Source organism: Rhizobium metallidurans (genome assembly GCF_014196505.1).
Taxonomy (GTDB): domain Bacteria; phylum Pseudomonadota; class Alphaproteobacteria; order Rhizobiales; family Rhizobiaceae; genus Rhizobium; species Rhizobium metallidurans.
This window is the reverse complement of sequence record NZ_JACIDW010000008.1, coordinates 128,310-153,144: the sequence shown is the minus strand read 5'-3', so window position 1 is coordinate 153,144 and position 24,835 is coordinate 128,310. Positions and strand designations below refer to the sequence as shown.

Annotated in this window: 24 protein-coding genes and 1 other RNA gene; 14 read left to right on the top strand and 11 right to left on the bottom strand. The window is 63.3% G+C overall.

What is annotated here, in order from left to right:
* Positions 1-30: 30 nt before the first annotated feature.
* Genes GGQ67_RS14285 through GGQ67_RS14275 form a run of 3 tightly spaced genes read right to left on the bottom strand, consistent with a single transcriptional unit; the run spans position 31 to position 2,114 of the window.
* On the bottom strand, positions 31-735 hold the full coding sequence (locus tag GGQ67_RS14285; protein WP_183900807.1) for a helix-turn-helix transcriptional regulator: 705 nt from the start codon (positions 733-735) through the stop codon (positions 31-33).
* A gap of 9 nt (positions 736-744) precedes the next feature.
* On the bottom strand, positions 745-1,707 hold the full coding sequence (gene nudC, locus GGQ67_RS14280; protein WP_183900806.1) for an NAD(+) diphosphatase: 963 nt from the start codon (positions 1,705-1,707) through the stop codon (positions 745-747).
* Entirely contained in the window at positions 1,704-2,114 is a 411-nt protein-coding gene (locus GGQ67_RS14275; RefSeq protein WP_183900805.1) for an HIT family protein, read from the bottom strand. Before GGQ67_RS14275 ends, nudC begins: the two co-directional genes overlap by 4 nt.
* A gap of 89 nt (positions 2,115-2,203) precedes the next feature.
* On the opposite strand from GGQ67_RS14275, the gene ffs reads away from it, so the two are divergent.
* The 3 genes from ffs (at position 2,204) to GGQ67_RS14260 (ending at position 4,574) form a co-directional block, all read left to right on the top strand.
* Positions 2,204-2,300: signal recognition particle sRNA small type (ffs, locus tag GGQ67_RS14270), an RNA gene on the top strand.
* 47 nt (positions 2,301-2,347) lie between these two features.
* On the top strand, positions 2,348-4,228 hold the full coding sequence (locus GGQ67_RS14265) for a DNA polymerase III subunit gamma/tau (RefSeq protein ID WP_183900804.1): 1,881 nt from the start codon (positions 2,348-2,350) through the stop codon (positions 4,226-4,228).
* Between the two features lie 22 nt (positions 4,229-4,250).
* On the top strand, positions 4,251-4,574 hold the full coding sequence (locus GGQ67_RS14260) for a YbaB/EbfC family nucleoid-associated protein (RefSeq protein ID WP_183900803.1): 324 nt from the start codon (positions 4,251-4,253) through the stop codon (positions 4,572-4,574).
* 100 nt (positions 4,575-4,674) lie between these two features.
* Here GGQ67_RS14260 and GGQ67_RS14255 read toward each other — a convergent pair whose 3' ends face one another.
* Positions 4,675-5,292 carry an MOSC domain-containing protein gene (locus GGQ67_RS14255; protein WP_183900802.1) on the bottom strand — a complete coding sequence of 206 codons (618 nt, stop codon included), beginning with the start codon at positions 5,290-5,292 and terminating at the stop codon, positions 4,675-4,677.
* A gap of 56 nt (positions 5,293-5,348) precedes the next feature.
* Here GGQ67_RS14255 and recR point away from each other — a divergent pair, with 56 nt between their 5' ends.
* A complete protein-coding gene (recR, locus tag GGQ67_RS14250; RefSeq protein ID WP_183900801.1) occupies positions 5,349-5,954 on the top strand; it encodes a recombination mediator RecR in 606 nt (201 codons plus the stop codon).
* Positions 5,955-6,079: 125 nt separating this feature from the next.
* A complete protein-coding gene (locus tag GGQ67_RS14245; protein WP_246400183.1) occupies positions 6,080-7,384 on the top strand; it encodes a lytic murein transglycosylase in 1,305 nt (434 codons plus the stop codon).
* A 3-nt stretch (positions 7,385-7,387) separates the two neighbouring features.
* On the opposite strand, the gene GGQ67_RS14240 is transcribed toward GGQ67_RS14245, so the two are convergent.
* Positions 7,388-9,040 (bottom strand): MFS transporter, encoded by a 1,653-nt coding sequence (locus GGQ67_RS14240; RefSeq protein ID WP_183900800.1) that lies wholly within the window; start codon positions 9,038-9,040, stop codon positions 7,388-7,390.
* Positions 9,041-9,250: 210 nt separating this feature from the next.
* Between GGQ67_RS14240 and rimP the strand changes: the two genes are divergently transcribed.
* The 6 genes from rimP (at position 9,251) to truB (ending at position 16,507) form a co-directional block, all read left to right on the top strand.
* Positions 9,251-9,856: a ribosome maturation factor RimP gene (rimP, locus tag GGQ67_RS14235; RefSeq protein ID WP_047506543.1), complete on the top strand. Its 606-nt coding sequence runs from the start codon at positions 9,251-9,253 to the stop codon at positions 9,854-9,856.
* 61 nt (positions 9,857-9,917) lie between these two features.
* Positions 9,918-11,522 (top strand): transcription termination factor NusA, encoded by a 1,605-nt coding sequence (gene nusA, locus GGQ67_RS14230; RefSeq protein WP_018899111.1) that lies wholly within the window; start codon positions 9,918-9,920, stop codon positions 11,520-11,522.
* Positions 11,522-12,211 carry an RNA-binding protein gene (locus GGQ67_RS14225; RefSeq protein ID WP_183900799.1) on the top strand — a complete coding sequence of 230 codons (690 nt, stop codon included), beginning with the start codon at positions 11,522-11,524 and terminating at the stop codon, positions 12,209-12,211. The genes nusA and GGQ67_RS14225 overlap by 1 nt, the downstream gene beginning before the upstream one ends.
* Before the next feature lie 102 nt (positions 12,212-12,313).
* Positions 12,314-15,079 (top strand): translation initiation factor IF-2, encoded by a 2,766-nt coding sequence (gene infB / locus GGQ67_RS14220; RefSeq protein WP_183900798.1) that lies wholly within the window; start codon positions 12,314-12,316, stop codon positions 15,077-15,079.
* Between the two features lie 75 nt (positions 15,080-15,154).
* Entirely contained in the window at positions 15,155-15,562 is a 408-nt protein-coding gene (gene rbfA / locus GGQ67_RS14215; protein ID WP_018899114.1) for a 30S ribosome-binding factor RbfA, read from the top strand.
* A 12-nt stretch (positions 15,563-15,574) separates the two neighbouring features.
* Positions 15,575-16,507, top strand: a complete 933-nt coding sequence (gene truB / locus GGQ67_RS14210) for a tRNA pseudouridine(55) synthase TruB (protein ID WP_183900797.1) — start codon at positions 15,575-15,577, stop codon at positions 16,505-16,507.
* A 40-nt stretch (positions 16,508-16,547) separates the two neighbouring features.
* Here truB and gstA read toward each other — a convergent pair whose 3' ends face one another.
* Entirely contained in the window at positions 16,548-17,156 is a 609-nt protein-coding gene (gstA, locus tag GGQ67_RS14205) for a glutathione transferase GstA (RefSeq protein ID WP_183900796.1), read from the bottom strand.
* A gap of 267 nt (positions 17,157-17,423) precedes the next feature.
* On the opposite strand from gstA, the gene rpsO reads away from it, so the two are divergent.
* The 3 genes from rpsO (at position 17,424) to GGQ67_RS14190 (ending at position 21,251) form a co-directional block, all read left to right on the top strand.
* Positions 17,424-17,693, top strand: a complete 270-nt coding sequence (gene rpsO / locus GGQ67_RS14200; protein ID WP_026283114.1) for a 30S ribosomal protein S15 — start codon at positions 17,424-17,426, stop codon at positions 17,691-17,693.
* A gap of 327 nt (positions 17,694-18,020) precedes the next feature.
* A complete protein-coding gene (gene pnp / locus GGQ67_RS14195) occupies positions 18,021-20,159 on the top strand; it encodes a polyribonucleotide nucleotidyltransferase (RefSeq protein ID WP_183900795.1) in 2,139 nt (712 codons plus the stop codon).
* A gap of 75 nt (positions 20,160-20,234) precedes the next feature.
* Positions 20,235-21,251 (top strand): class I SAM-dependent methyltransferase, encoded by a 1,017-nt coding sequence (locus tag GGQ67_RS14190; RefSeq protein ID WP_183900794.1) that lies wholly within the window; start codon positions 20,235-20,237, stop codon positions 21,249-21,251.
* 5 nt (positions 21,252-21,256) lie between these two features.
* On the opposite strand, the gene GGQ67_RS14185 is transcribed toward GGQ67_RS14190, so the two are convergent.
* The 5 genes from GGQ67_RS14185 to fabA all read right to left on the bottom strand — a co-directional run bounded on the left by GGQ67_RS14185 (position 21,257) and on the right by fabA (position 24,560).
* Complete coding sequence (locus GGQ67_RS14185; protein ID WP_183900793.1) at positions 21,257-21,652, bottom strand: type II toxin-antitoxin system HicB family antitoxin; 396 nt, start codon at positions 21,650-21,652, stop codon at positions 21,257-21,259.
* 11 nt (positions 21,653-21,663) lie between these two features.
* The gene (locus tag GGQ67_RS14180; RefSeq protein ID WP_037186908.1) at positions 21,664-21,846 is read right to left on the bottom strand and encodes a type II toxin-antitoxin system HicA family toxin; all 183 of its coding nucleotides are present in this window, start codon (positions 21,844-21,846) and stop codon (positions 21,664-21,666) included.
* Positions 21,847-21,951: 105 nt separating this feature from the next.
* Positions 21,952-22,758 carry an enoyl-ACP reductase FabI gene (fabI, locus tag GGQ67_RS14175; RefSeq protein WP_183900792.1) on the bottom strand — a complete coding sequence of 269 codons (807 nt, stop codon included), beginning with the start codon at positions 22,756-22,758 and terminating at the stop codon, positions 21,952-21,954.
* A 4-nt stretch (positions 22,759-22,762) separates the two neighbouring features.
* Positions 22,763-23,986 (bottom strand): beta-ketoacyl-ACP synthase I, encoded by a 1,224-nt coding sequence (gene fabB / locus GGQ67_RS14170; protein WP_018899122.1) that lies wholly within the window; start codon positions 23,984-23,986, stop codon positions 22,763-22,765.
* 58 nt (positions 23,987-24,044) lie between these two features.
* Positions 24,045-24,560 carry a 3-hydroxyacyl-[acyl-carrier-protein] dehydratase FabA gene (gene fabA, locus GGQ67_RS14165; protein WP_183900791.1) on the bottom strand — a complete coding sequence of 172 codons (516 nt, stop codon included), beginning with the start codon at positions 24,558-24,560 and terminating at the stop codon, positions 24,045-24,047.
* Positions 24,561-24,835: the final 275 nt, after the last annotated feature.

Genomic DNA, 24,835 nt, shown 5'->3' with positions numbered 1-24,835 from the left:
GGACCCACACTAGACTCATATGCTGTCAGTTTATGGCAGTAGTGTTTGCCGGTCGCGCGGCACGATTTCGCGGTCGCTCCATTCCCGCAGCAGGATGGCGCGACGGCGCGGATAGCGCGTGTCCTGCGGGATCATCTCGACGATGCGGTCGGTGCGGAAATGCCGGTAATCCTGTCTGAGCTCGCACCAGGCAACGATCATCCGGACCTGCTCTGTATAGCTGATGGCGAAGGGCCAGACGTTGCGGATGGAGACCGCGCCGCTTTCATCCGTATAGGTGAGCTTCAGCACCCGCTCGCCGCGGATCGCCTTGCGGATCACGCCCATGTCGGCCTTGCTTGAAATCGGCGGGCGCATGTGGATGAGGAGCGGCGAGGTCTCGATCTCGTCGCGGATCTCGCGCGGCAGCACCTCGGCGATCTTTGCCAGAGCATCGGCGCCGGCTGCCGCGAGCCTCGGATCGGCCGCCCGCGCCACCCATCGCGATCCTAGCACCAGCGCCTCGATCTCGTCTTGCGAAAACATCATCGGCGGCAGCATGAAGCCGGGTCTCAGTATATAGCCGAGCCCCGGTTCGCCTTCGATGTCGGCGCCCTGCGCCTGCAGGCTGGCGATATCGCGGTAGAGCGTGCGAATGCTGACACCGGTCTCCTCCGCCAGCACCGCGCCAGTCACCGGCCGCCGGTAGCGGCGCAGCGTCTGCAACAGGGTCAGCAACCTCTCCGAGCGCGCCATTCCGTTGATTTACCGGTTCTTCCACTCCACCCAGTCGCGCATCAGGCGATGGGCGATGGCGCCCTTCGGCGGTGGCGCCTTGCCGGTCGTGCCGGGACGCTCGAGCATCTCGATCGTCTCCTCGCGGGTAAACCAGCGGCAGTCCTCGAGTTCCTGCTCGTCGCGGGTGATGTCGCGCGATTTGGCCTCGGCGTAGCAGCCGATCATCAGCGTATGCGGCATCGGCCAGGGCTGCGAGGCGTGGTAGCGGACGCGCCCGGTACGGATGCCGGATTCTTCCAGCGTCTCGCGGCGCACGGCGTTCTCGATGGTTTCGCCGGGCTCCACGAAGCCGGCGAGGCAGGAATACATGCCCGGCGCGAAATGCGGACCACGCCCGAGCAGGCAGAGATCGCGCTCCTCGTCGATGGTGAGCATGATCACGACAGGGTCGGTGCGCGGGAAGATCGTGTGCTGGCAGGCGGTGCAGACGCGCTTGTAGCCGCCGATATGCATCTCCATCGTGGAGCCGCAGCGGCCGCAGAACCGGTTGTCGCCGTTCCAGCGGATCAGGCTGGCGCCCTGCGCGAATTCGCCGAGCAGCACCTCGTCGAGCAGCATGTCGCGATAGAGCGACCGGCCGTCGGCGGGTTTGTATTGGCTGGATAGTTCCTCTTCCGGCACGGCGACCGGCACCGCCAGTCGGGGCTCGCCGGTCTTGCGGTAGCCGAGCAGGATTGTCTCGTCCCAGTGGGGCTTGAGATCGGTCAGTTCGTAGCGCGCGAACAGCGGGTCGAGCACCTGGCCGTCGTGTTTCAGGACCAGCTTGTCGCCGGTAAAGGCGAAGATATGGGTTCCATCCTTGGCGAGCGCCTCGTCCACCGAGTTTTCGTTGCGATGCTCGGAATCGCGGATCAGGTCGTTGGCGGCGAACGCCGTCAGATTGCTGGGCTCGGGATGGGGTACATCCGTCTCGAAAAGCGAACGACTCATGATGAAAGGGCTTCCCGCATCGTCTTGATGAATTGGTCTCGTTTCGCGTCCTCATAGGCCTCCGGCTTGCCGTAGCCCCAGATCGGGCCGGGCCAGTTCGGATCGTCTTCGAAGCGCGCGACGACATGAACATGAAGCTGGCGGACGATATTGCCAATAGCCGCGACATTGATTTTTGTCGCCCCGGTCACCTTCTTCAGGGCCGTCGAGGCAAGCTCCGTCTCGAAGGTCAGCATCACCTGGTCGAGCGGCGTCAGCTCGAAAATCTCGGTGATATCGGTGCGCTGCGGCACGAGGATAAGCCATGGCCAGCGACAGTCCCTGGAAAGCCGGAAGTCGCAGAGGCCCGTTTTCAGGATACTGATGCTGTCATTGGCCAGCCGGTGGTCGAGTTTGAAAGCGTCCAACGGGTATTCCTCCAGAGTTTTCCATAGGCTAGCAGTTTTTTCGGAGCTTGGCTTGCTTTTGATCGCGATATTGCCGATATGTGCCTTCGGGAGGTTGGTGGTGGACGAGCCACTCGCCAACCGGGTCAGGTCCGGAAGGAAGCAGCCCTAACGAGCCAGGCACGGGTCATCGTGCCAGCCTCCCACCCTTCTCTCCATCCTTTGCCCGAAGAGTTCGGGCGTTAAGCAGGGCGATGAGCGACACCGAGCGACAATCACAAGATGCCGCCTCGACGGGCACCGGATACCGGGTGCTGGCACGCAAATACCGCCCCAAGGATTTCACGGATCTGATGGTCGGCCAGGAGCCGATGGTCCAGACCCTGACCAACGCGTTTGAGACCGGCCGCATCGCGCAAGCCTACATGCTGACCGGCGTTCGCGGGGTCGGCAAGACGACGACCGCCCGCATCCTGGCGCGCGCGCTGAACTACAAGACCCCAGAGATCGACAAGCCGACGATCGATTTGCGCATCCCCGGCGACCACTGCCAGGCGATCATGGAAGGCCGCCATGTCGATGTCATCGAGATGGACGCCGCCTCGCATACCGGTATCGACGATATCCGCGAGATCATCGAGCAGGTGCGCTATCGCCCGGTTTCGGCGCGCTACAAGGTGTACATCATCGACGAAGTGCACATGCTCTCGACGCAGGCCTTCAACGGCCTGTTGAAGACGCTCGAAGAGCCGCCGGAGCATGTGAAGTTCATTTTCGCCACGACTGAAATCCGCAAGGTGCCGATCACGGTTCTGTCGCGCTGCCAGCGCTTCGACCTGCGCCGCATCAGCGCGTCCGATCTCGTCGGTCTTTTCACCACGATCGCATCGAAGGAAGGCATCGAGGCCGAGCCCGATGCGCTGGCGATGATCGCCCGCGCCGCCGAAGGTTCGGCGCGCGACGGCTTGTCGCTGCTCGACCAGGCGATCGCCCATGGCGGCGGCGCGGTGCTGGCCGAATCGGTGCGTGGGATGCTCGGCCTCGCCGACCGCGCCCGCATCGTCGATCTCTTCCAGCACGTCATCAAGGGTGACGTGGCCGCGGCCCTCGGCGAATTCGAAAGCCAGTACGAGGCTGGCGCCAATCCGGTGGCGGTGCTGACTGATCTTGCCGATTTCACCCATCTGGTAACGCGCCTGAAATACGTGCCGGATGCCGCCAACGATCCGTCGCTCAGCGAAATCGAGCGCACCAAGGGTGCCGAATTCTCGCAAGGCGTCGCCGTCACGGCGCTGTCGCGCATCTGGCAGATGCTGTTGAAGGGCATTCCCGAGGTGGAAGCATCCTCGCGCCCGTCGGGTGCCGCCGAGATGGTGCTGATCCGCCTGGCGCACGCCGCCCACCTTCCCGCTCCCGAGGACGCGGCCCGCCGGCTTGCGGAATTCTCCGAAAATAACGGCGGCGCACGTTCGCCCTCATCGTCGGGTAACGGCGGTGGAAATGGCGGCGCGACCGTCAGCTACCAGGGCAATGTCATGGCCCGCGCCGCCGAAGCCGCGGCGCCACGCCCGCAGCCCGCCGGCCCGACCGCCATGCTGCGCGTCGTCCCGAACACCGATCCGCAGACGATGACCGTCGGACGCGCCGAGGCCAAACCCGCCGATGCGCCGAAACCATTGGTCTCGGTCAATTCGGTCGGCGATATCGCCAATCTGGCCGGCGAAAAACGCGATGTGAAGATCAAGGCTCTGGTGCGCAATTTCGTGCGCCCGGTGCGTGTCCAGCCCGGCATCCTGGATGTCAACCTGGCCGAAGGCGCGCCGGGAACGCTTCTGAACGAGCTTGCGCTCAAGCTCAAGGAATGGACCGGCATTCACTGGATCGTCAGCCTCAGCCGCGAGGCCGGCCAGCCGACCATGGTGGAAGCAGAGGCCAACGCCAAGGCGCAGCAGGTGAGTGACGCCAGGCAGGATCCTGATGTCGCGGCCATCCTCTCGCAGTTTCCGGGCGCCAAGATCATCGACGTTCGCGTCCGCGCGCCGGAACCGGAAGAAGAGGAAGGTCCCGTGCAGGCGCCGGCCACCGCCGAATCCGAAGAGGGCGATATCCTGCCCGGCGACGATATAGAATTCTGAGACACCAAGAAGGAGCAAGACGATGCGCGACATCATGGGCATGATGGGCAAAGTCAAGGAAATGCAGGCCAAGATGGAGCAGATGCAGGCGGAGATCGCCTCGCTCACGGCCGAAGGCAAGTCCGGTGGCGGTCTCGTGACCGTCGTCGTCACCGGCAAGGGCGAGATGCAGAGCCTGAAGATCGATCCGTCGCTCTTCAAGGAAGACGACGTCGAAATTCTCGAAGACCTGATCGTCGCCGCCCACAAGGATGCCAAGGAAAAGGCCGACGCGGTCGCCGCCGAAAAGACCAAGGCGCTGACGGCCGGCCTGCCGATCCCGCCCGGCTTCAAGATGCCTTTCTGATCATTCGCTCGAATGTGGATTTGCAAGCGCCGGCGCCCTCGGGTGGCCGGCGCTTGTCGTTTGCGCAAGCGGGGGAAGACGGAACCCGCGCCCCGTCCGCTCACGATGCCGCATCGAGACTGTCGCGCAGCTTGTAGTGGATCGGCGCGGCCAGATAGCGGGCACGGTCTTCGGACGAAAGCCGCTTGCCGAATGTCGCCATCATCTCCGGCATCGTCACCCGCGCACCCTCGAATGGCTGCCATTCCACCCGCTCTCCTGTTGTCACCGTGCCCGGCGCGATCACCCGGCAATAGATGCCGGGGCGCCCGGCGCGGGTGTAGCGCTTGACGAACGAGGGATCGCCCATGCGCGCCGCGAAGGTGGCGCAGGGGATGCGCGCCGAGGTGACCTCGAGAACAAGATCGCCGGCTATGAACCGATCGCCGACGGCCACCGTGGTGTTGTCGAGCCCGTCGATGACGAGGTTTTCGCCGAAGGTGCCGGGTTCGATCGTGCGGCCGAGCTCCGCCGACCACCAGTCGAGCGTCAGCGATCCCTCGACATAGACGGCCTGATCGACGCCGCCATGGTGCTTGCGGTTGCAGATCGCGTCGCCCAGCAGTCCCTCCGCGTCCACCAGCACGCCGCCGCTGATGGCGTGCTTGTTGATGCCGGTCTTGTAGCTCTTGCCCGGCAGTCTTTCCGCGTTGCCGATGCAGACGGCGAGGATTTTCATGGCGAGCGCTTTTCTGTCCGTTTCCGTTTTCGAGACATATGGGCTAAGAACCCGATATGGCAAAGCGAGTCACCGGCCCCGAAATCGAAAAACTCATCCAGTTGCTGGCGAAGGTGCCGGGCCTCGGCCCACGCTCCGCGCGCCGCGCCGCGCTTCATCTGATCAAGAAGAAGGATCAGCTGCTCGGGCCGCTGGCAAGCGCGATGGGCGAGGCGCATGACAAGGTCAAGATCTGCTCGCGCTGCGGCAATGTCGATACCTCCGACCCCTGCACCGTCTGCACCGACGACCGCCGCGACCAGTCCGTCATCATCGTCGTCGAGGATGTCTCCGATCTCTGGGCGCTCGAACGTGCGGCGGCTTTGAACGCGGCCTATCACGTGCTCGGCGGCACGCTGTCGCCGCTCGATGGCGTCGGCCCGGATGATCTCAACATCAAGGGCCTGATCGAGCGCGTCACGGCCGGCGGCATCAAGGAACTGATCATCGCCGTCAACGCCACCGTCGAGGGACAAACCACAGCACACTATATAACCGACCAGCTGGCCGGGCTCGATGTGAAGATCACGCGACTGGCGCATGGCGTGCCTGTCGGCGGCGAGCTCGATTATCTCGACGAGGGCACGCTGACGGCGGCGCTTCGGGCGCGGACGACGATATGAGGGGAGATGTGATGTTGCGAAGCGGTCTTTCCCTTCTCCCCAGCGGGGAGAAGGTGCCCGAAGGGCGGATGAGGGGGCGGCTCGCGAAGACGCTCATTGCCCTTCGCGCTTGCTCAGGTCGCTCTTTGCTTACGCTCAGAGCCCCCCTCATCGCCTCGCTACGCTCGGCACTTCTCCCCGTCGGGGAGAAGGGAAGGCGAGTTTTTGCCCTCCTCCTCACCCTCCTCGCCACCACCACCATCGCCCAGGCCGCCCCATCGAAAGCCGAAGTCGAAGCGCAGTTCGAGCGCTGGGTTCAGACTGACCTGTGGCCGGAAGCGCAAAAGAGCGGCATTTCGGAAAAGACCTTCAAGGAAGCATTCGCGGGCGTCGAACTCGACTGGTCGCTGAACGACCTCGCCCCTCCCGGCTTCCCGCCGCCGAAGGAGCAGAAGCAGACGCAGGCCGAGTTTTCCTCGCCGGCACCCTATTTCAACGATGACCGGCTGAAGCGCCTGGCCGTCACCGGCCGCACGTTCCAGACGCAATACGCCTCGACGCTGAAGAAGATCGAGAAGACCTATGGCGTGCCCGGCTCGATCGTGCTCGCCATCTGGGGCCGCGAGACTGGCTTCGGCGCCGCCAAGATCCCGAATTCGGGCATCGAGGTGCTGGCCACCAAGGCCTTCATGTCCACCCGCAAGGAAATGTTCCGCACTGAACTGATCGCCGGCCTGCATATCATCGATGGCGGCGACGTCAGCGCCGCCGATTTCAAGGGATCGTCGGCGGGCGCGCTCGGCCAGCCGCAGTTCATGCCGACCAGCTACCTCAAATACGCCGTCGATATCGATGGCGACGGTCACCGCAACATCTGGACCTCGGTTCCCGATACGCTGGCCTCGATCGCCAATTTTCTGGTCAAGAAGGGCTGGCAGCGCGATCGCGGCTGGGGCTACGAGGTGACCATCCCCGAAAACGTCTCCTGCGCGCAGGAGGGCCCCGATCTCGGCAGGCCGATCGCCCAGTGGGCCGCGCTCGGCATCAGCGGCATATCCGGCAAGGCCTTCCCGTCCAGGGAGATGAACGCCAAGGGCATGATGATGGTGCCGGCCGGCCGCGACGGCCCGGAATTCCTGGTGACGCCGAATTTCTACGTCATCAAGGAATACAACAATTCCGATCTCTATGCGCTCTACATCGGCAACCTCGCCGATCGGATCGCCTATGGCTCCGGCGCATTCCAGGGTGCCTGGGGCGATGTCGGCAAGATGCTGCGCTCCGATGTCGCCACCATGCAGAGGGCGCTGGAGAAGAAGGGCTACGACGTCGGCGGTTCCGATGGCCTGCCCGGCTACAAGACGCGCCGCTCCATCGGCCAGTGGCAGGAAAAGAGCGGCATGAAGCCGACCTGCTATCCCGAGGCGCAAATGATCGGCAAGCTCAACTAAGCATCAATGATGCAGGTCGATATGCGCCTTGAAGAACAGGTCGTCGCTCGGCGGAATGGCCTGCCGCTCGATCATCCGGTGCACATGCGGTCCCGCCTCGCCACGATGCAGCGCCCTTAGCCGGTCGGTGTTTTCGCCGTCCACCTGGGTTCGCCGCTGGTTGTGGCGGATATATTCGACCCAGGTCGGCGTGTGGTAGGTCTCGGTCCATGAGCCGGGCTTCTCCAGGTCGCGCATCAGCGCCCAGTTGCGTGCGCCGTCGCGGATGCGGATGCGCCGCCGCTCGCCCATCAGCATCAGGAATTCCGGCACGTCGCTGTCGTCGATCTCGTAATCGACCTGGATGACGACGGGCCCGCTGCGTGGCGTGATGTCGAGCCCGAGCGAGGGCTCCGTGAAGCGGTTGAGCGGATCGAGGTTGAGCGAGGCGAAGGCCGGCATGGCGAATTTCAGCCCGATGACGATACCGAAAAGCATGACGCCGGCCGACAGGAGCAGCGCGTTGGCGACGCCGTAATTGTCGGCGGCGATGCCCCAGATCCAGCTGCCGCCGGCAATCCCGCCGAAGGTCACGGTTTGATAAAGCGAAAGCGCCCGGCCGACCACCCAGCGTGGCGTCGAGAGCTGCACGATCGTGTTGAACAGCGACAGCGCCAGCACCCAGCAGGCTCCCGAGATCACCAACCCCGCGCAGGTCAGCGCCGAAATCGGGCTGAAGGCGGCGATGACGGCGCTGAGCGCGAAGCCGGCAAACGACAGGCGCACGATCGTCTCGCTGGAAAAGCGCTCGCGCAGCCTTGCGTTCAGCACCGCGCCGCCGATGGCGCCGATGCCGAAGGAGCCGAGCATCAGGCCGTAGGTGAGGGGGCCGCCGACCACCAGTTCCAGCGCCACGATCGGCAGGAGCGCGAGGATCGAGCTGGCGCTGATGCCGAAGATCAGCCCGCGCAGCATGACTTTCTGCAGGTTGGGCGACATGGAGATGTAGCGCAGCCCGGCGAAGATGGCGCTGCCGAGCGCCTCGCGCGGCAGTGTCGTCGCGGGGTAGGTCGGCTTCCAGCGCAACAGCGCGTAGATCAGCGCGAAGTAGCTCATCGTGTTGACGGCGAAGGCCGCTGCCGCACCCGCCGCCGCGACGATGATGCCGCCGATCGCCGGCCCGACGCTGCGGGTAATGTTGAAGCCGACGCTGTTCAAGGTGACGGCGCCGGGAAGATCGGCGCGCGGAACCATGTCGCCCACCGAGGCCTGCCAGGAGGGATTGTTGAGCGCCGTGCCGCAGCCGAGCAGGAAGGTGAAGAACAGGAGCAGCCAGGGAGAGAGAATCCCCAGGAAGGCGAAGACGCTGAGCAGCGCCGAGACCGCCAGCATGAAACACTGCGCCGTCAGCATCACCCGCCGCCGGTCGAAGCTGTCGGCCAGCGCGCCCGAGACCAGCGAGAAGAGCATGATCGGCAGCGCCGTGGAGGTCTGCACCAGCGCCACCATGTCGCCCGAGGCGGTGATCATGGTCATCATCCATGCGGCACCCACCGCCTGGATCAACCCGCCGAAATTGGAGGCGATGCTGGCGAACCAGATGGTGCGGTAGGTCTCGTGCCTGAGCGGTGCCAGTGTCGATGATGTATAGGCCACGATTCCTCCGTCGAATGCCATGCGCTGCGGCAAGCTATATAAGCGAAACGGCGATCAAGGCCACCGCCCGCCCGCCACGACCGCGCCGCACCGCCGATGGAGCTTGCAATTTCGCGGAAACGGGCCTATATGGCTCTCAAATCTTGATCGCATTGATGAGGAGTGGGCCGCAAGGACCCGCTCTTTTTTATTACCGCGATCGCCCGAAAATATCGCTTAGGAGCGCATCGCTTGTCGGATTCGACGAACGCAGACAATGAACTTGAGCCGCGGCTGATCACCGAGACTGGCCTCGACCAGCGCCTGGCCGCCATCATCGAGCCCGTCCTCATCGACCTCGGCTATCGCCTGATCCGCGTGCGCATGCTCAACCAGAACGGCGCCACCATGCAGATCATGGCCGAGCGCAACGATGGAACCATGGACGTCGAAGGCTGCGAGGAGGTCTCGGTGGCCGTTTCTCCGGTTCTCGATGTGGAAGATCCGATCGATAAAGAGTATCATCTGGAAGTGTCGTCGCCCGGCATCGATCGCCCGATGGTGCGCAAGTCCGATTTCGTGCGCTGGCAGGGCCATCTGCTGAAGTGCGAGACCTCGATAATTGTCGGTGGTCGCAAGCGTTTCCGCGGCAAGATCGTTTCCAGCGACGTCGATGGCTTCACGCTCGAGCGTGACGAGGCTCCGGCCGGTGAGGAAAAGGCGATCGTCATTCCGTTCACGGCGCTTGCCGATGCGAAACTCATTCTGACCGACGATCTGATCCGTGATGCCCTGCGCGCCGACAAGCTGGCGAAGGCAGAGGCCGCGAACCAGAACGAAGCGGAAGACGAAGAATAAACCGATCAACTTGTGGCGCCGGGCAAGGGAAAGCCTGGACGCCTAGACGGAGACAAAACACATGGCAGTCAGTGCGAACCGGCTCGAACTTCTGCAGATCGCAGATGCAGTCGCCCGCGAAAAGGTCATCGACCGCGAGATCGTGCTCGCCGCGATGGCGGACGCGATCCAGAAGGCGGCGCGCTCGCGCTACGGCACTGAATCCAACATCCGCGCCGACATCAACCCGAAGACCGGCGAAATCCGCCTTCAGCGTCTTCTCGAGGTTGTCGAGGCTGCCGAGGACTACTCGACGCAGATCCCGCTCGAACTGGCCCGCGACCGCAACCCGGACGCAGCCCTTGGCGATTTCATCGCCGATCCGCTGCCGCCGATGGATTTCGGCCGTATCGCCGCCCAGTCCGCCAAGCAGGTCATCGTCCAGAAGGTTCGCGAAGCCGAACGTGATCGCCAGTTCGATGAATTCAAGGATCGCGTCGGCGAAATCGTCAACGGCACCGTCAAGCGCGTCGAATACGGCAACGTCATCGTCGATCTCGGCCGTGGCGAAGGCATCATCCGCCGCGACGAAATGATCCCGCGCGAAAACGTCCGCTATGGCGATCGCGTCCGTGCATACGTATATGACGTACGTCGTGAACAGCGCGGCCCGCAGATCTTCCTGTCGCGCACGCATCCGCAGTTCATGGTCAAGCTCTTCACCATGGAAGTGCCGGAAATCTACGACGGCATCATCCAGGTGAAGTCGGTTGCCCGCGATCCGGGTTCGCGCGCCAAGATCGCCGTGATCTCGAACGATAGCTCGATCGATCCTGTTGGAGCCTGCGTCGGTATGCGTGGTTCGCGCGTTCAGGCCGTTGTCGGCGAGCTCCAGGGCGAAAAGATCGACATCATTCCGTGGAGCCAGGACCCGGCGACCTTCGTCGTCAACGCCCTGCAGCCGGCTGAAGTCGCCAAGGTCGTTCTCGATGAGGATGCCGAGCGCATCGAAGTCGTGGTTCCGGACGAGCAGCTGTCGCTGGCCATCGGCCGCCGCGGCCAGAACGTTCGCCTCGCATCGCAGCTGACCGGCTGGGATATCGACATCATGACGGAAGCCGAGGAATCGGAGCGCCGTCAGAAGGAATTCAACGAGCGCACCAACCTGTTCATGGATTCGCTCGACGTCGACGAAATGGTCGGCCAGGTTCTGGCCTCCGAAGGCTTCGCCGCCGTTGAAGAGCTGGCTTACGTCGAACTCGACGAAATCGCCTCGATCGACGGTTTCGACGAAGACACCGCACAGGAAATCCAGACCCGCGCCCGCGAATATCTCGAAAAGCTCGAAGCCGAGATGGACGAGAAGCGCAAGGCGCTCGGTGTTTCCGACGAACTGCGTGGCATCGACGGCATGACCGCCCAGATGATGGTTGCCCTCGGTGAGGACGGCATCAAGACCATGGAAGACTTCGCCGGCTGCGCAGCCGACGATCTCGTCGGCTGGAGCGAGCGCAAGAACGGCGAAACCAAGAAGTTCGAGGGCCTGTTCTCGAAGTTCGACGTTTCGCGCGTCGAAGCCGAACAGATGGTCGTCCAGGCCCGCCTCGCGGCTGGCTGGATCACCGAAGAGGACCTTGCGAAGGAAGCGGAAGCTGAAGAAGCTCCCGAGGCCGAGCAGGAAGTTTAATGTCTGCGCGTGAGCCGACCGTTTCTCCTGAGGACGACGATCTTGCAGGTTATGACGTGAATGGTCGCATGTGCATCGTGACGCGCGAAAGCGGATCGCCGGATGAGCTGATCCGCTTCGTCGCCGCTCCCGATGGGACGGTGGTGGCCGACCTGAAGCGTCAGCTTCCGGGTCGCGGCTGCTGGGTGAAGATCGACCGCGCTCTGGTCGACAAGGCGGTGGCGAAGAAATCCTTCGCCCGCGCCCTGAAAACGGATGTGAAGGCGGCCGCCGATCTCGGTGAAACCGTCGACAAGCTGCTGATGCAGCAACTGATGCAGATGATGAACATGGCCCGCAAGGCCGGACAGTTCATCACCGGCGCCTCGAAGGTGGATGCCGCGATCCGCAGCGGAGCGGCCCTTGCCGTGTTCCATGCAACGGACGCGGCGGCCGACGGCGTGAGAAAGATCGACCAGGCTCGCAAGGCCTGGCACCTCGGAATGGAGACCGAGGAGGAAATACCTTCCTACCGACTCTTCTCGGAGAGCGAAATGGAAGGCCTGATGGGTCAGAACGCTTTTATCCATGCTGCAGTGCTTGCAGGGCAGGCGGGTGAGGGTGTAGTGAAGCGCGCAAAGATGCTCGAACAGTACCGCAACGGCGGTCAGTCCCGGGCAGCGGGCGGCGCTGGCCGGCAAAAACAATGATACGGTCACCGGACTTGTCCGGACCCGGTATCATTGATCGACATTACTTGATTGACAGGGCCTGATGACGTCATCGCTCCCTGTCCGAAGGAACGGGAACGAATGACCGATAGCAATGACGACAAGACACTGAACGGCCCGGGCAAGAAGACTCTGACCCTGAAACCGTCGGGCGTAAGCCAGGGCACCGTGCGCCAGGATATGGGCCGCGGTCGCACCAAGGCGGTCGTTGTCGAAACCCGCAAGCGGCGCCCGATGCGCCCCGAAGACGAACAGCGCCCGATCACCCCGGTGACGGCACCGGCAGCGCCCGCCCGCGCCGCCGAGCCCGCCTCCGCGCCTGCCGCACAGTCGGCGGCGCCTGCGCCCGCGCCGGCGCCTGTCCAGACCCGTCCGACGCAGCCCCAGCAGCCGCAGCGCTACAACCAGCCGAGCGGCCAGCAGTATAACCGTCCGCAGCAGCCTTCCCAGGCGCCGCGCCAGCAGGATCGTCCGCGTCCGGTGGTTCTGAACCATCTGTCGCCGGAAGAAATGGACGCGCGCCGCCGTGCGCTCGCCATGGCCCAGGTTCGCGATGCCGAGGATGCGGTTCGCCGCGCCGAGGAAGAAAAGCGCCGCGCCGCCGAAGAGATCGTCCGCCAGGCCGCTGCCGCCGAGGAAGCCAAGCGCCTTGCCGCAGAGGAAGCCGCACGCGCCGCTGAAGCCGCCGCCGCTCCGCCGGCACCCGCCGCCCCGGCCGCTGCCGAAGCTCCGCGCCCGCAGGCCGCCGCACCGGCCGTACGCCGCACCGACGCACCGTCGGCTGCCCGCCCGGCTCCAGGCGCTGCACCCGCCGGCGCTCCCGGCGTCCGTCGCCGCGAGAATGAAGACGATGATCGCGGTGCGCCGCGCGGTGGCGCTCCGGCGCGTGGCCGCGTCGTGCGTCCGGAACCGGCAAAGCCGGTTACCGCGCGTCCGAAGGGTGACGATGGTCGCCGCCAGGGCAAGCTGACGATCACGGCTGCCAGCACGGATGACGACGGCAACAACCGTGGCCGCTCGATGGCCGCCATGCGCCGTCGCCAGGAGAAGTTCCGCCGCAGCCAGATCCAGGAAACCCGCGAAAAGGTTGTCCGCGAAGTCATCCTGCCTGAGACCATCACCATTCAGGAACTGTCGCAGCGCATGTCCGAACGCGCCGTCGACGTCATCAAGTACCTGATGAAGGAAGGCCAGATGATGAAGCCGGGCGACGTCATCGACGCCGACCTCGCTGAACTCATTGCCGGCGAATTCGGCCACACCGTCAAGCGCGTTTCGGAATCCGACGTTGAAGAAGGTATCTTCGACCGGGCCGACGATGCCGGCGAAATGGTTTCGCGTCCGCCAGTCGTCACCATCATGGGTCACGTCGACCACGGCAAGACCTCGCTGCTCGACGCCATCCGTCAGGCAAACGTCGTCTCGGGCGAAGCCGGTGGCATCACCCAGCACATCGGTGCCTATCAGGTCGAACAGAACGGCCAGAAGATCACCTTCATCGACACCCCCGGCCACGCCGCCTTCACGGCCATGCGTGCCCGTGGCGCGCAGGCAACCGATATCGCGATCCTCGTGGTCGCGGCCGACGACAGCGTCATGCCGCAGACGATCGAATCCATCAGCCATGCCAAGGCGGCCGGTGTTCCGATCATCGTGGCGATCAACAAGATCGACAAGCACGAAGCCAACCCGGACAAGGTCCGTCAGCAGCTTCTGCAGCACGAAGTCTTCGTTGAATCGCTCGGCGGTGAAGTGCTCGACGTCGAAGTGTCGGCGAAGAACAAGACCAACCTCGACAAGCTGCTCGAAGCCGTCCTCCTGCAGGCCGAAATCCTCGACCTCAAGGCCGACCCGACGCGCACCGCCGAAGGTATCGTGATCGAAGCCCAGCTCGACCGTGGTCGTGGCGCGGTTGCGACCGTTCTCGTCCAGAAGGGCACGCTGAAGCCCGGCCAGATCATCGTTGCCGGCGATCAGTGGGGTCGCGTTCGCGCGCTCGTCACCGACAAGGGCGACCATGTCAAGGAAGCGGGTCCGGCCATGCCGGTCGAAGTGCTCGGCCTGTCCGGCACGCCGGCTGCTGGTGACAAGTTCGCCGTCGTCGAAAACGAGAGCCGTGCTCGCGAGATTTCCGAATATCGCCAGCGTCTGGCCCGCGACAAGGCGGTTGCCCGCCAGACCGGCCAGCGCGGTTCGCTCGAACAGATGATGAGCAAGCTGCAGAACACCGGCTTCAAGGAATTCCCGCTGCTCATCAAGGGCGACGTGCAGGGTTCCATCGAAGCGATCATCGGTGCTCTCGACAAGCTCGGCACCGACGAAGTGCGGGCACGCATCGTCCATTCGGGCGCCGGTGCCATCACGGAATCGGATCTGGCGCTTGCCGAATCCTCCGACGCCGCGATCATCGGCTTCAACGTCCGTGCCAACGCACAGGCACGTGTCGCCGCCGAGCGCGCCGGCATCGAGATCCGCTACTACAACATCATCTACGATCTGGTGGATGACGTGAAGGCGGCGATGTCGGGTCTGCTCACGCCGGAGCGCCGCGAAACCTTCCTCGGCAATGCCGAGATCCTCGAGGTGTTCAACATCACCAAGACCGGCAAGGTCGCGGGTTGCCGCGTCACCGAAGGCAAGGTCGAACGTGGTGCTGGCGTCCGCCTCATCCGCGACAACGTCGTCATCCACGAAGGCAAGCTCAAGACGCTCAAGCGCTTCAAGGACGAAGTATCGGAAGTTCCTGTCGGTCAGGAATGCGGCATGGCCTTCGAGAACTACGAAGACATCCGCGCGGGCGATGTCATCGAATGCTTCCGCGTCGAGCATATCACCCGTACGCTCTGATCGTGCGAGACTGGAATTGTGGACGGGCGCCGGATCATATGAGGCCGGCGCCCGAACCTTTTGAGGCAAAGAACAATGGCAACGAAAACCTCGACAGCACAGTCGCAGCGCATGCTGCGCGTCGGCGAGCAGGTGCGCGCCGCGATCACCCAGGTCCTGCAGCGCGGTGAAGTGCGCGACGACCTCCTGGAAAAGACCGTCATTTCCGTGTCCGAAGTGCGCATGTCGACCGACCTCAAGGTCGCGACCGCCTTCATCACGCCGCTCGGCGTGTCGGATCACGAGACGGTCATCACGGCGCTCAACCGCCACGCCAAATTCATCCGCGGCCGTCTCGGCCCGCATCTCAGGCAGATGAAATTCATGCCCGAGATCCGCTTCCGCGACGATACGAGCTTCGACAATTACAAGAAGATCGACGAGCTGCTGCGCTCGCCCGAGGTCATGCGCGACCTCGAGGACGGCGATACCGACGAAAAGTAACAGAAGAGCCTTATGTCCAAACCACGCAAGCCCAAAGGCCGCCCGATCTCGGGCTGGCTTATCCTTGACAAGCCTGTCGACTTTGGCTCGACCGAAGCCGTCTCCAAGATCAAGTGGCTGTTCAAGGCGCAGAAATGCGGCCATGCCGGCACGCTCGATCCGCTGGCTTCGGGGATGCTGCCGATCGCGCTCGGCGATGCGACCAAGACCGTTCCCTACGTCATGGACGGCCGCAAGATTTACGAATTCACCGTGACCTGGGGCGAGCAGCGCTCGACAGACGACCTCGAGGGCGAGGTTATCGAGAGCTCCGACAAGCGACCGACCGAAGACGAGATCCTGGCGCTGCTGCCGAACTACACCGGCGTCATCAGCCAGGTCCCGCCGCAGTTCTCCGCCATCAAGATCGCAGGCGAGCGCGCCTATGATCTCGCCCGCGAGGGTGAGACGGTCGAAATCCCGTCGCGTGAGGTCGAGATCTATCGCCTGACGCTGCTCGAATGCGAGAACGAAAGCACCGCGCATTTCGAAGTCGAGTGCGGCAAGGGCACCTATGTCCGTGCGCTCGCCCGCGATTTCGGTCGCGATCTCGGCTGCTTCGGCCACATCTCCGGCCTGCGCCGCAGCTTCGTGGCGCCGTTTGCCGAAGAGACGATGATTCCGCTCGCGGAACTCGTCGCGCTGGAGGAAATTCAGGATGACGAGGAACGGCTGGCGGCACTCGATGCGCTTCTGATCGATACCAGCGAGGCGCTCTCCTCGCTGCCGCATCTGATCGTCAACGACGACCAGGCCCACCGCCTGAAGATGGGCAACCCCATCCTGGTGCGCGGCCGCGATGCGCCGGTGGAAGAAAGCGAAGCCTATGCCACGGCCCGCGGCAAGCTGATCGCCATCGGCGAAATCGGCCAGGGCGAATTCCGCCCGAAGCGCGTCTTCGGATAAACGTCAATGCGCGCGGTCTGAACCGCGCGCATTTCGTGAATTAGATCAAGCCCTCGGCCTTCATGGTCGCCTGTACCGACGGACGGGCCGCAACGCGCGCCATGTAGTCCTTCAGCTTAGGCAAGGCATCGAGCGAAACGCCGGTCAGGTTCGACCAGTTGGTCACGACGAAGGCATAGGCGTCGGCAACAGTGAAGGTCGGGCCGGTCAGGTAGGCACGGCCGTCGGCCAAAAGCGATTCCAGCCACGCGAACTTCTTCTGCAGCGCCTCGCGCGTCGCGTCCTTCTCGGCATCCGTCTTGCCGGGCTGGAAGAGCGGGATGAACGACTTGTGCAATTCGGAGCCGACGAAGCTCAGCATTTCCTGAACGCGGGCGCGTGCAAGCGTGCCGGTCGGAGGGGAGAGTTCGGTGGCGCCGTTGCTGTCTGCGACATATTGCAGGATCGCCGGACCTTCGGTCAGGACTTCGCCGCCGTCGAGCTGAAGAGCCGGCACGGCGCCCTTGGGGTTGATCGCCCAGAAGTCGCCGCCGTTCTCTGTGACCTTCGTCTTGGTGCTGACCTTCTCGATCTCGAAAGGCTTGCCGATTTCATGAAGGACGATGTGGGATGCCATGGAGCAGGCGCCGGGGGCATAAAAGAGTTTCACGCAAATTCCTTTCTGGAAACAGACTTGGCTGGCGCAAGTGATAGTCGATCGCTCTGCCCGCGCAACCAGGATTTTGTGCGATCCTGTCTTTTTGATCGCGGCTCCGGATCGGTAAGGCGGCGGTTAAAACTCCGCTCTTCCCTTCACCCGTCGGATATTGTATAGGCAGCGCCAGCATCAGGCTTTGCTTGAATGCCTTCGCGGCCAAAGCTGGACGACATCCCGGCTTTTGGCGACCTTATCTCCTCTCATCGAAAGGAACATCCGATGTCGATTACTGCTGAGCGCAAGACGGCACTTATCAAGGAATACGCAACGTTCGAAGGCGACACCGGTTCGCCGGAAGTCCAGGTTGCGATCCTCACCGAGCGCATCAACAACCTCACGGAACACTTCAAGGGCCACAAGAAGGATAACCATTCCCGCCGTGGCCTGCTGACGATGGTTTCGAGCCGCCGCTCGCTTCTTGACTACCTCAAGAAGAAGAACGAAGGCCGTTACACCAAGCTGATCACCAGCCTGGGTATCCGCCGCTAAGGCTTTGCCGGCGGGCGCTCCTTGTGGACGCCCGCCGCATTTGTTTCCGGGGAACGTTTCTCCAAACCGCAATCCGCCATAGGCGTTTGCGGGACTGCCCGCGGACCCGGATGGGCCGGATCCGCAAAACCAACCGTTGACCTGTCATGGGGCAGGATTGCCGGATGCTTTCGGCCAAGGCGCACACCTTGGCCCGGCTCTTTCTCCGAGAGAGCCGACGATGCAAAGCCTCCCGTTGTCTTGCCCATGATGCGTCATCAACAATTGCGGTCGTCTGCGCCGTGGCCCAGGGCCAATGGCGCGCCTCCGCATTGAAGGACAAGACATATGTTCGACACTCATTCCGTGGAAATCGAGTGGGCAGGCCGCCCGCTGAAGCTCGAAACCGGCAAGATCGCCCGTCAGGCTGACGGCGCCGTTCTCGCGACCTACGGCGAAACCGTGGTTCTCGCCACCGTCGTTTCCGCCAAGGCGCCGAAGCCGGGCCAGGACTTCTTTCCGCTGACCGTCAACTACCAGGAAAAGACCTACGCGGCCGGCAAGATCCCCGGCGGCTACTTCAAGCGCGAAGGCCGTCCGTCGGAAAACGAAACGCTGGTTTCGCGCCTGATCGACCGCCCGATCCGCCCGCTCTTCCCTGAAGGCTACAAGAACGACACGCAGGTCGTCGTCACGGTTATCCAGCACGATCTGGAAAACAACCCCGACGTTCTGTCCATGGTTGCCGCTTCTGCCGCTCTGACGCTGTCAGGCGTTCCCTTCATGGGCCCGGTCGGCGGCGCGCGCGTCGGCTACATCAATGGCGAATACGTTCTGAACCCGCATCTCGACGAGATGGACGAGTCGATCCTCGACCTCGTCGTCGCCGGTACGCACGACGCCGTTCTGATGGTTGAATCGGAAGCCAAGGAACTCAACGAAGAAGTCATGCTCGGCGCCGTCATGTTCGGCCATCGTGGTTTCCAGCCGGTTCTCGACGCGATCATCAAGCTCGCCGAAGTGGCTGCCAAGGAGCCGCGCGACTTCCAGCCGGAAGACTTCTCCGAACTCGAAGCCGAAATGCTGAAGCACTTCGAAGCCGAGCTGCGCACCGCCTACAAGAACACGCAGAAGGCCGAGCGCTACGCTGCCGTCGACGCCGTCAAGGCAAAGGTCAAGGCCCACTTCTTCCCTGAGGGCGAAGAGCCGAAGTACACCGCCGAAGTCATCGGCGCGATCTTCAAGCACCTGCAGGCCAAGATCGTTCGCTGGAACATCCTCGACACCAAGAGCCGCATCGACGGCCGCGACCTCGAGACCGTTCGCCCGATCGTATCGGAAGTTGGCCTCCTGCCGCGCACCCACGGTTCCGCTCTCTTCACCCGCGGTGAAACGCAGGCGATCGTCGTTGCCACGCTCGGCACCGGCGAAGACGAACAGTACGTCGACAGCCTGACGGGCATGTACAAGGAGCGCTTCCTGCTCCATTACAACTTCCCTCCCTACTCCGTTGGCGAAACCGGCCGCATGGGCTCCCCGGGCCGCCGCGAAATCGGTCACGGCAAGCTCGCTTGGCGCGCTATCCGTCCAATGCTTCCGTCGGCTGAACAGTTCCCCTACACGCTGCGCGTCGTCTCCGAGATCACCGAGTCCAACGGCTCGTCCTCGATGGCAACCGTCTGCGGCACCTCGCTCGCTCTGATGGACGCCGGCGTTCCGCTCGCCAAGCCGGTTGCCGGTATCGCCATGGGCCTGATCCTCGAAGGTGACCGCTTCGCCGTTCTCTCCGACATCCTCGGCGACGAAGACCACCTCGGCGACATGGACTTCAAGGTTGCAGGTACCGCCGACGGCATCACCTCGCTGCAGATGGACATCAAGATCGCCGGTATCACCGAAGAGATCATGAAGGTCGCTCTCGGCCAGGCACAGGGCGGTCGTACGCACATCCTCGGCGAAATGTCGAAGGCGATCTCCGAAGGCCGCTCGCAGCTCGGCGAATTCGCTCCGCGCATCGAAGTCATGAACATCCCGGTCGACAAGATCCGTGAAGTCATCGGCTCCGGCGGCAAGGTCATCCGCGAAATCGTCGAAAAGACCGGCGCCAAGATCAACATCGAAGACGACGGCACCGTGAAGATCGCATCTTCCTCGGGCAAGGAAATCGAAGCGGCCCGCAAGTGGATCCACTCGATCGTTGCCGAGCCTGAAATCGGCGTGATCTACGAAGGCACGGTCGTCAAGACCGCCGACTTCGGCGCCTTCGTCAACTTCTTCGGCGCCCGCGACGGCCTCGTCCACATCTCGCAGCTCGCTTCCGAGCGTGTTGCCAAGACCCAGGACGTCGTCAAGGAAGGCCAGAAGGTTTGGGTCAAGCTCCTCGGCTTCGACGAGCGCGGCAAGGTCCGCCTGTCGATGAAGGTTGTCGACCAGGCGACCGGACAGGAAATCCCTGCCGACAAGAAGAAGGAAGAAGCAGCCGAGTAAGCTGCGCCTTCCCTAGACTTCATGGGCGCGGGGTAATTTCCGCGCCCTTTTTGTATTCAAGCACGAGATAGAGCCATGAGCAGCGAGACGCTGAAGACACTGTTCCACCCCTTTGTAAGCGGCACCGTCGAGGCGCCCGGCGAGGGCGAGCGCGTGCTCTTCCTCGGCGCCGAGGCGGGCTTCGCCCTTCCTCAGGGCTTTGCCGCCGCGCTGAGCGCCGTACAGGGCTTTCGGCCGCTGTACCGGCAACTGCTTGCCCAGCGCATCGAAACCACGCCTGAGGTCGAAGGCGAGGACTACGATGCCGTTCTGGTTCTCTGCAACAAGCACAAGGGCGAGAACGAGGCGAATATCGCCGAAGCACTCACCCGCGTGAAGATGGGTGGTCTCGTCGTCGTCGCCGGCGGCAAGGAAGACGGCATCCAGCCGCTGCGCAAGCGCATGGAAGCCTTCGGCCTGTCGCTCGAGCACATGCCGAAGTACCACGGCGTCGCCTTCTGGTTCGGCGCGCCCGCCGATCCGTCCGAAATCGTCGCCAAGTTCGCCAAGCCCGCTGTGCGCGTCGACGGCCGCTTCGAGGCAGCCGCCGGCATGTTCTCGCACGACCGCATCGATGATGGCTCCGAGCTGCTCGCCTCGCGCCTGCCGGTCGATTTCACCGGCGACGTCGCCGATTTCGGCGCCGGCTGGGGCTATCTCTCCGTCGAGATGGCCGAGCGCTCCCCCGGTGTCAGCCGCCTCGACCTCTACGAGGCGAATTACGCCGCTCTGGAGGCCGCGAAGGCCAACATCGAGGAGAACTGCCCGAATGTGCCGACACGCTTCTTCTGGCACGATCTGGCGGGCGAACAGGTCAAGGACAAGTACGACCTCGTTATCATGAACCCGCCCTTCCACGAAAGCCACGCCGCCGATCCGGCGCTCGGCCAGGCGATGATCAAGACGGCGGCAGCTTCGCTCCGCTCCGGCGGCCGCCTGCTTGTCGTCGCCAATCGCGGCCTGCCCTACGAGCCGGTCCTGGCCGGGAGCTTCCGCGAAAGCGGTGAAACCTGCCGAAACGCCCGCTTCAAGGTCTTGTGGGCGAAGAAATAAGCGGCTCAGGCCGCTTCTATTTCCTTGCGGGCGGCGCTCGCAAGGAAGGCCGAGCGCGTGAGACCGCGCTCCTTTGCCGCCGCGTCGATCGCGTCGAGCATGCCCTTGTCGAAGGTGACGTTGGCACGAACGGTCCGCGTCGTATCCTCGATAAACGGAATCCGTGTCAGGAAGGCGCCTGACGCAAGCTCGCTTCGCACCTCCGGCCGCGCGCTGATCTCGTCGAAGGACGATGGTGTCGGCAAAACCTCATCTTCCGCCCACAGCCGCAGGGCTTCGATCGCATTGACGGTCAAGTCGTCCTCGACGTCGGCTGCGGAGAATACGGACGGCAGATCGGGGAAGCTGACGCCGAAGGCGCTGTCTGGTTCCTTGTGCACGAGCGCAATGAAGTATTTCATCTATCTCTCCCTCACACCCATCCGGCCTGCTTTGCAATCGCCAGAGCGGTGCCTGTCGGCAAGTCCTTCTTGGGATGCGGGACGATAATCGTCTGCGACCCCTTGCGGAGTTTGTGATGCGAGCCTTTGATCGACACGATCTCAAAACCCTCGCGCTTCAGCCGGGCAATGATCCTGTAACTGTTCCGTTCCATCCATTGCTCCCCGGTCGTCCGAAGATAATACGGGAACAATAAAATAAAAAGGCCATGCGCAATATAATGCGCATGGCCTTGTATTCGGTTCTGGCTGGCTGCCGCTTACTCGGCGTCCGCCTTGCGCAGCGCATCGAGCGCCGGCATCGAGGTGATGTTGAAGCCGGCGTCGACGAAGTGGATTTCGCCAGTGACGCCTGCCGCCATGTCGGAGAGCAGGTAGAGGGCCGAGTTGCCGACGTGATCGATCGTCACGGTCTTGCGCAGCGGCGAATTCTGCTGGTTCCACGACAGGATGGCGCGGGCGTCCGAAATGCCGGCGCCGGCGAGCGTGCGGATCGGGCCGGCGGAGATCGCGTTGACGCGAATGCCGCGCGGGCCGTAGTCGGCTGCCAGATAGCGCACGGAGGCCTCGAGTGCCGCCTTGGCGACGCCCATGACGTTGTAGTTCGGAATGACGCGCGTCGAGCCGTTGTAGGTCAGCGTCAGCATCGAGCCGCCTTCGGTCATCAAAGGCGCCAGGCGCTTGGCGATCTCGGTGAACGAGAAGCAGGAGATCACCATCGTGCGGCTGAAATTCTCGCGCGTGGTGTCGGCGTAAAGGCCCTTGAGCTCGTTCTTGTCGGAGAAGCCGATGGCGTGCACGACGAAGTCGAGCGTGCCCCAGCGTTCCTTGATCGCATCCACCGTGGCGTCGACGGAAGCGATATCCTCGACGTCGCAGGGCAGCACGAAATCGGAGCCGACTTCGGCGGCAAGCGGCTTGACGCGCTTGCCGAGTGCGTCGCCCTGGTAAGTGAAGGCAAGTTCCGCGCCCTGTGCCGCCAGCGCCTTGGAAATGCCCCAGGCGATGGAGTGGTTGTTCGCGACACCCATGATAAGCCCGCGCTTACCCTGCATGATTCCCGTCATGGTGTTATCCGTTGTAGCGCTGGAAGACGAGCGTGGCGTTGGTGCCGCCGAAGCCGAAGGAGTTGGAAAGCGCGATGTCGATCTTGGCGTCGTCGATGCGCTTGCGCACGATCGGCACGCCGTCGAACTCGGGGTCGAGCTCGGTGATGTGAGCGCTTTCGCCGATGAAACCGGCCTGCATCATCAGCAGCGAATAGATCGATTCCTGCACGCCGGCGGCGCCCAGCGAGTGGCCGGTCAGCGACTTGGTGGACTGGATGTGCGGGATCTTGTTGCCGAACACTTCGCGGATCGCACCGATTTCCTTGCTGTCGCCGACAGGCGTCGAAGTGCCGTGCGTGTTGACGTAGTCGACATCGCCCTTCACCGTCGAGAGCGCCTGGCGCATGCAGCGGATGGCGCCTTCGCCCGAAGGCGCGACCATGTCGTAGCCGTCGGATGTGGCGCCATAGCCGACGATTTCGGCGTAGATCTTGGCGCCGCGCGCCTTGGCGTGTTCCAGCTCCTCGAGAACCAGAACGCCGGCGCCGCCGGCAATCACGAAGCCGTCGCGGGTTGCGTCATAGGCGCGCGATGCGGTCTCGGGCGTGTCGTTGTACTTCGAGGACATGGCGCCCATGGCGTCGAACAGGTTCGACATCGTCCAGTCGAGATCCTCGTGGCCGCCGGCGAACATGATGTCCTGCTTGCCCCACTGGATCATCTCGGCGGCGTTGCCGATGCAATGCGCCGAGGTCGAGCAGGCCGACGAGATCGAGTAGTTGACGCCGTGGATCTTGAACCAGGTCGCGAGCGTGGCCGAGGCGGTGGACGACATGGCCTTCGGCACGGCGAACGGGCCGATGCGCTTCGGGCTGTTGTTCTTGATGGTGATCTCGGCGGCTTCGATCAGCGTGCGCGTCGAAGGACCACCCGAGCCCATGATGATGCCGGTGCGCTCGTTTTCGCTGTAGTCCTTTTCCTCGAGGCCGGAATCGGCCAGCGCCTGCTTCATCGCGACATGGTTCCAGGCGCCGCCCTGCGACAGGAAGCGCATGGCGCGGCGATCGACCAGATCCGTCGGATCGAGCGAGGGACGACCCCAGACCTGGCACTTGAAGCCGTGCTCGGCGAAGTCGTTGGAAAAGGAAATGCCGGACTTGGCATCGCGCAGCGACGCAGTGACCTCGGCGGCATCATTGCCGATCGAGGAAACGACGCCCAGACCCGTGACAACTACCCGTCTCATGTGTTTCGACCTTTTCGTTTTTTCTAACTTGGAAACCGGGCAGCGATGCCCGGTGCAATCAGGCGTCTTTGTCCTTGGACAGGCCGACGCGCAGGTCGGTGGCCTGGTAGATGGTTTCGCCATCGGCCTTCAGCCAGCCGTCGGCGGTGCCGAGCACCAGGCGGCCGCGCATGACGCGCTTGAAGTCGATGCCGTATTCGAGCAGCTTCGTGGTCGGGCGGATCATGCCCTTGAACTTCACTTCGCCGGTTGACAGCGCCATGCCGCGGCCGGGCTCGCCGAGCCAGCCGAGGAAGAAGCCCGTCAGCTGCCACATGCCGTCGAGGCCGAGGCAGCCGGGCATGATCGGGTTGCCCTGGAAGTGGCAGGGGAAATACCAATCGTCAGGCTTCACGTCGTACTCGGCGCGGATATAGCCCTTGTCGAAGGCGCCGCCCGTCTCGGAGATGTCGGTGATGCGGTGAACCATGAGCATTGGCGGCAGAGGAAGCTGCGCGTTGCCGGGGCCGAAAAGCTCGCCGCGGCCGCAGGCCAGGATTTCCTCATAGTTGAAGCTGGATTGTTTCGTCGCCATGAAAACTCTAATTCCCCCGCAACTAAGCTGATGGATGTGAACGTTTAGTCCAAGTTCGGCGGAAAATGAAGCATAAGCATGACTGAGCTTCACCCACGTCCAAGGACCGGCTGCGCGCCTTATTTGGTGGTCGCATACAGGAAGGCCAAGCCCCGGGCCAGCACTAATTATGCGAAAAGCCCGATTTTGCGGCGCTTTGACACGCCTTGTCCCCATTGAAACTATTGAAAGCCATTCGTGCAAAAGTTATATGGCTTAGGAGAAACATGATTGCG

Bases quoted from the DNA above. Each gene is read 5' to 3' on its own strand.
- GGQ67_RS14255 (WP_183900802.1), bottom strand. From the start codon at position 5,292: ATGAAAATCCTCGCCGTCTGCATCGGCAACGCGGAAAGACTGCCGGGC.
- GGQ67_RS14240 (WP_183900800.1), bottom strand. From the start codon at position 9,040: ATGGCATTCGACGGAGGAATCGTGGCCTATACATCATCGACACTGGCA.
- nudC (WP_183900806.1), bottom strand. From the start codon at position 1,707: ATGAGTCGTTCGCTTTTCGAGACGGATGTACCCCATCCCGAGCCCAGC.
- fabB (WP_018899122.1), bottom strand. From the start codon at position 23,986: ATGAGACGGGTAGTTGTCACGGGTCTGGGCGTCGTTTCCTCGATCGGC.
- rpsO (WP_026283114.1), top strand. From the start codon at position 17,424: ATGTCGATTACTGCTGAGCGCAAGACGGCACTTATCAAGGAATACGCA.
- GGQ67_RS14285 (WP_183900807.1), bottom strand. From the start codon at position 735: ATGGCGCGCTCGGAGAGGTTGCTGACCCTGTTGCAGACGCTGCGCCGC.
- infB (WP_183900798.1), top strand. From the start codon at position 12,314: ATGACCGATAGCAATGACGACAAGACACTGAACGGCCCGGGCAAGAAG.
- GGQ67_RS14260 (WP_183900803.1), top strand. From the start codon at position 4,251: ATGCGCGACATCATGGGCATGATGGGCAAAGTCAAGGAAATGCAGGCC.
- GGQ67_RS14180 (WP_037186908.1), bottom strand. From the start codon at position 21,846: ATGGAACGGAACAGTTACAGGATCATTGCCCGGCTGAAGCGCGAGGGT.
- nusA (WP_018899111.1), top strand. From the start codon at position 9,918: ATGGCAGTCAGTGCGAACCGGCTCGAACTTCTGCAGATCGCAGATGCA.
- rbfA (WP_018899114.1), top strand. From the start codon at position 15,155: ATGGCAACGAAAACCTCGACAGCACAGTCGCAGCGCATGCTGCGCGTC.
- fabI (WP_183900792.1), bottom strand. From the start codon at position 22,758: ATGACGGGAATCATGCAGGGTAAGCGCGGGCTTATCATGGGTGTCGCG.
- fabA (WP_183900791.1), bottom strand. From the start codon at position 24,560: ATGGCGACGAAACAATCCAGCTTCAACTATGAGGAAATCCTGGCCTGC.
- GGQ67_RS14265 (WP_183900804.1), top strand. From the start codon at position 2,348: ATGAGCGACACCGAGCGACAATCACAAGATGCCGCCTCGACGGGCACC.
- truB (WP_183900797.1), top strand. From the start codon at position 15,575: ATGTCCAAACCACGCAAGCCCAAAGGCCGCCCGATCTCGGGCTGGCTT.
- GGQ67_RS14185 (WP_183900793.1), bottom strand. From the start codon at position 21,652: ATGAAATACTTCATTGCGCTCGTGCACAAGGAACCAGACAGCGCCTTC.
- GGQ67_RS14190 (WP_183900794.1), top strand. From the start codon at position 20,235: ATGAGCAGCGAGACGCTGAAGACACTGTTCCACCCCTTTGTAAGCGGC.
- pnp (WP_183900795.1), top strand. From the start codon at position 18,021: ATGTTCGACACTCATTCCGTGGAAATCGAGTGGGCAGGCCGCCCGCTG.
- GGQ67_RS14225 (WP_183900799.1), top strand. From the start codon at position 11,522: ATGTCTGCGCGTGAGCCGACCGTTTCTCCTGAGGACGACGATCTTGCA.
- recR (WP_183900801.1), top strand. From the start codon at position 5,349: ATGGCAAAGCGAGTCACCGGCCCCGAAATCGAAAAACTCATCCAGTTG.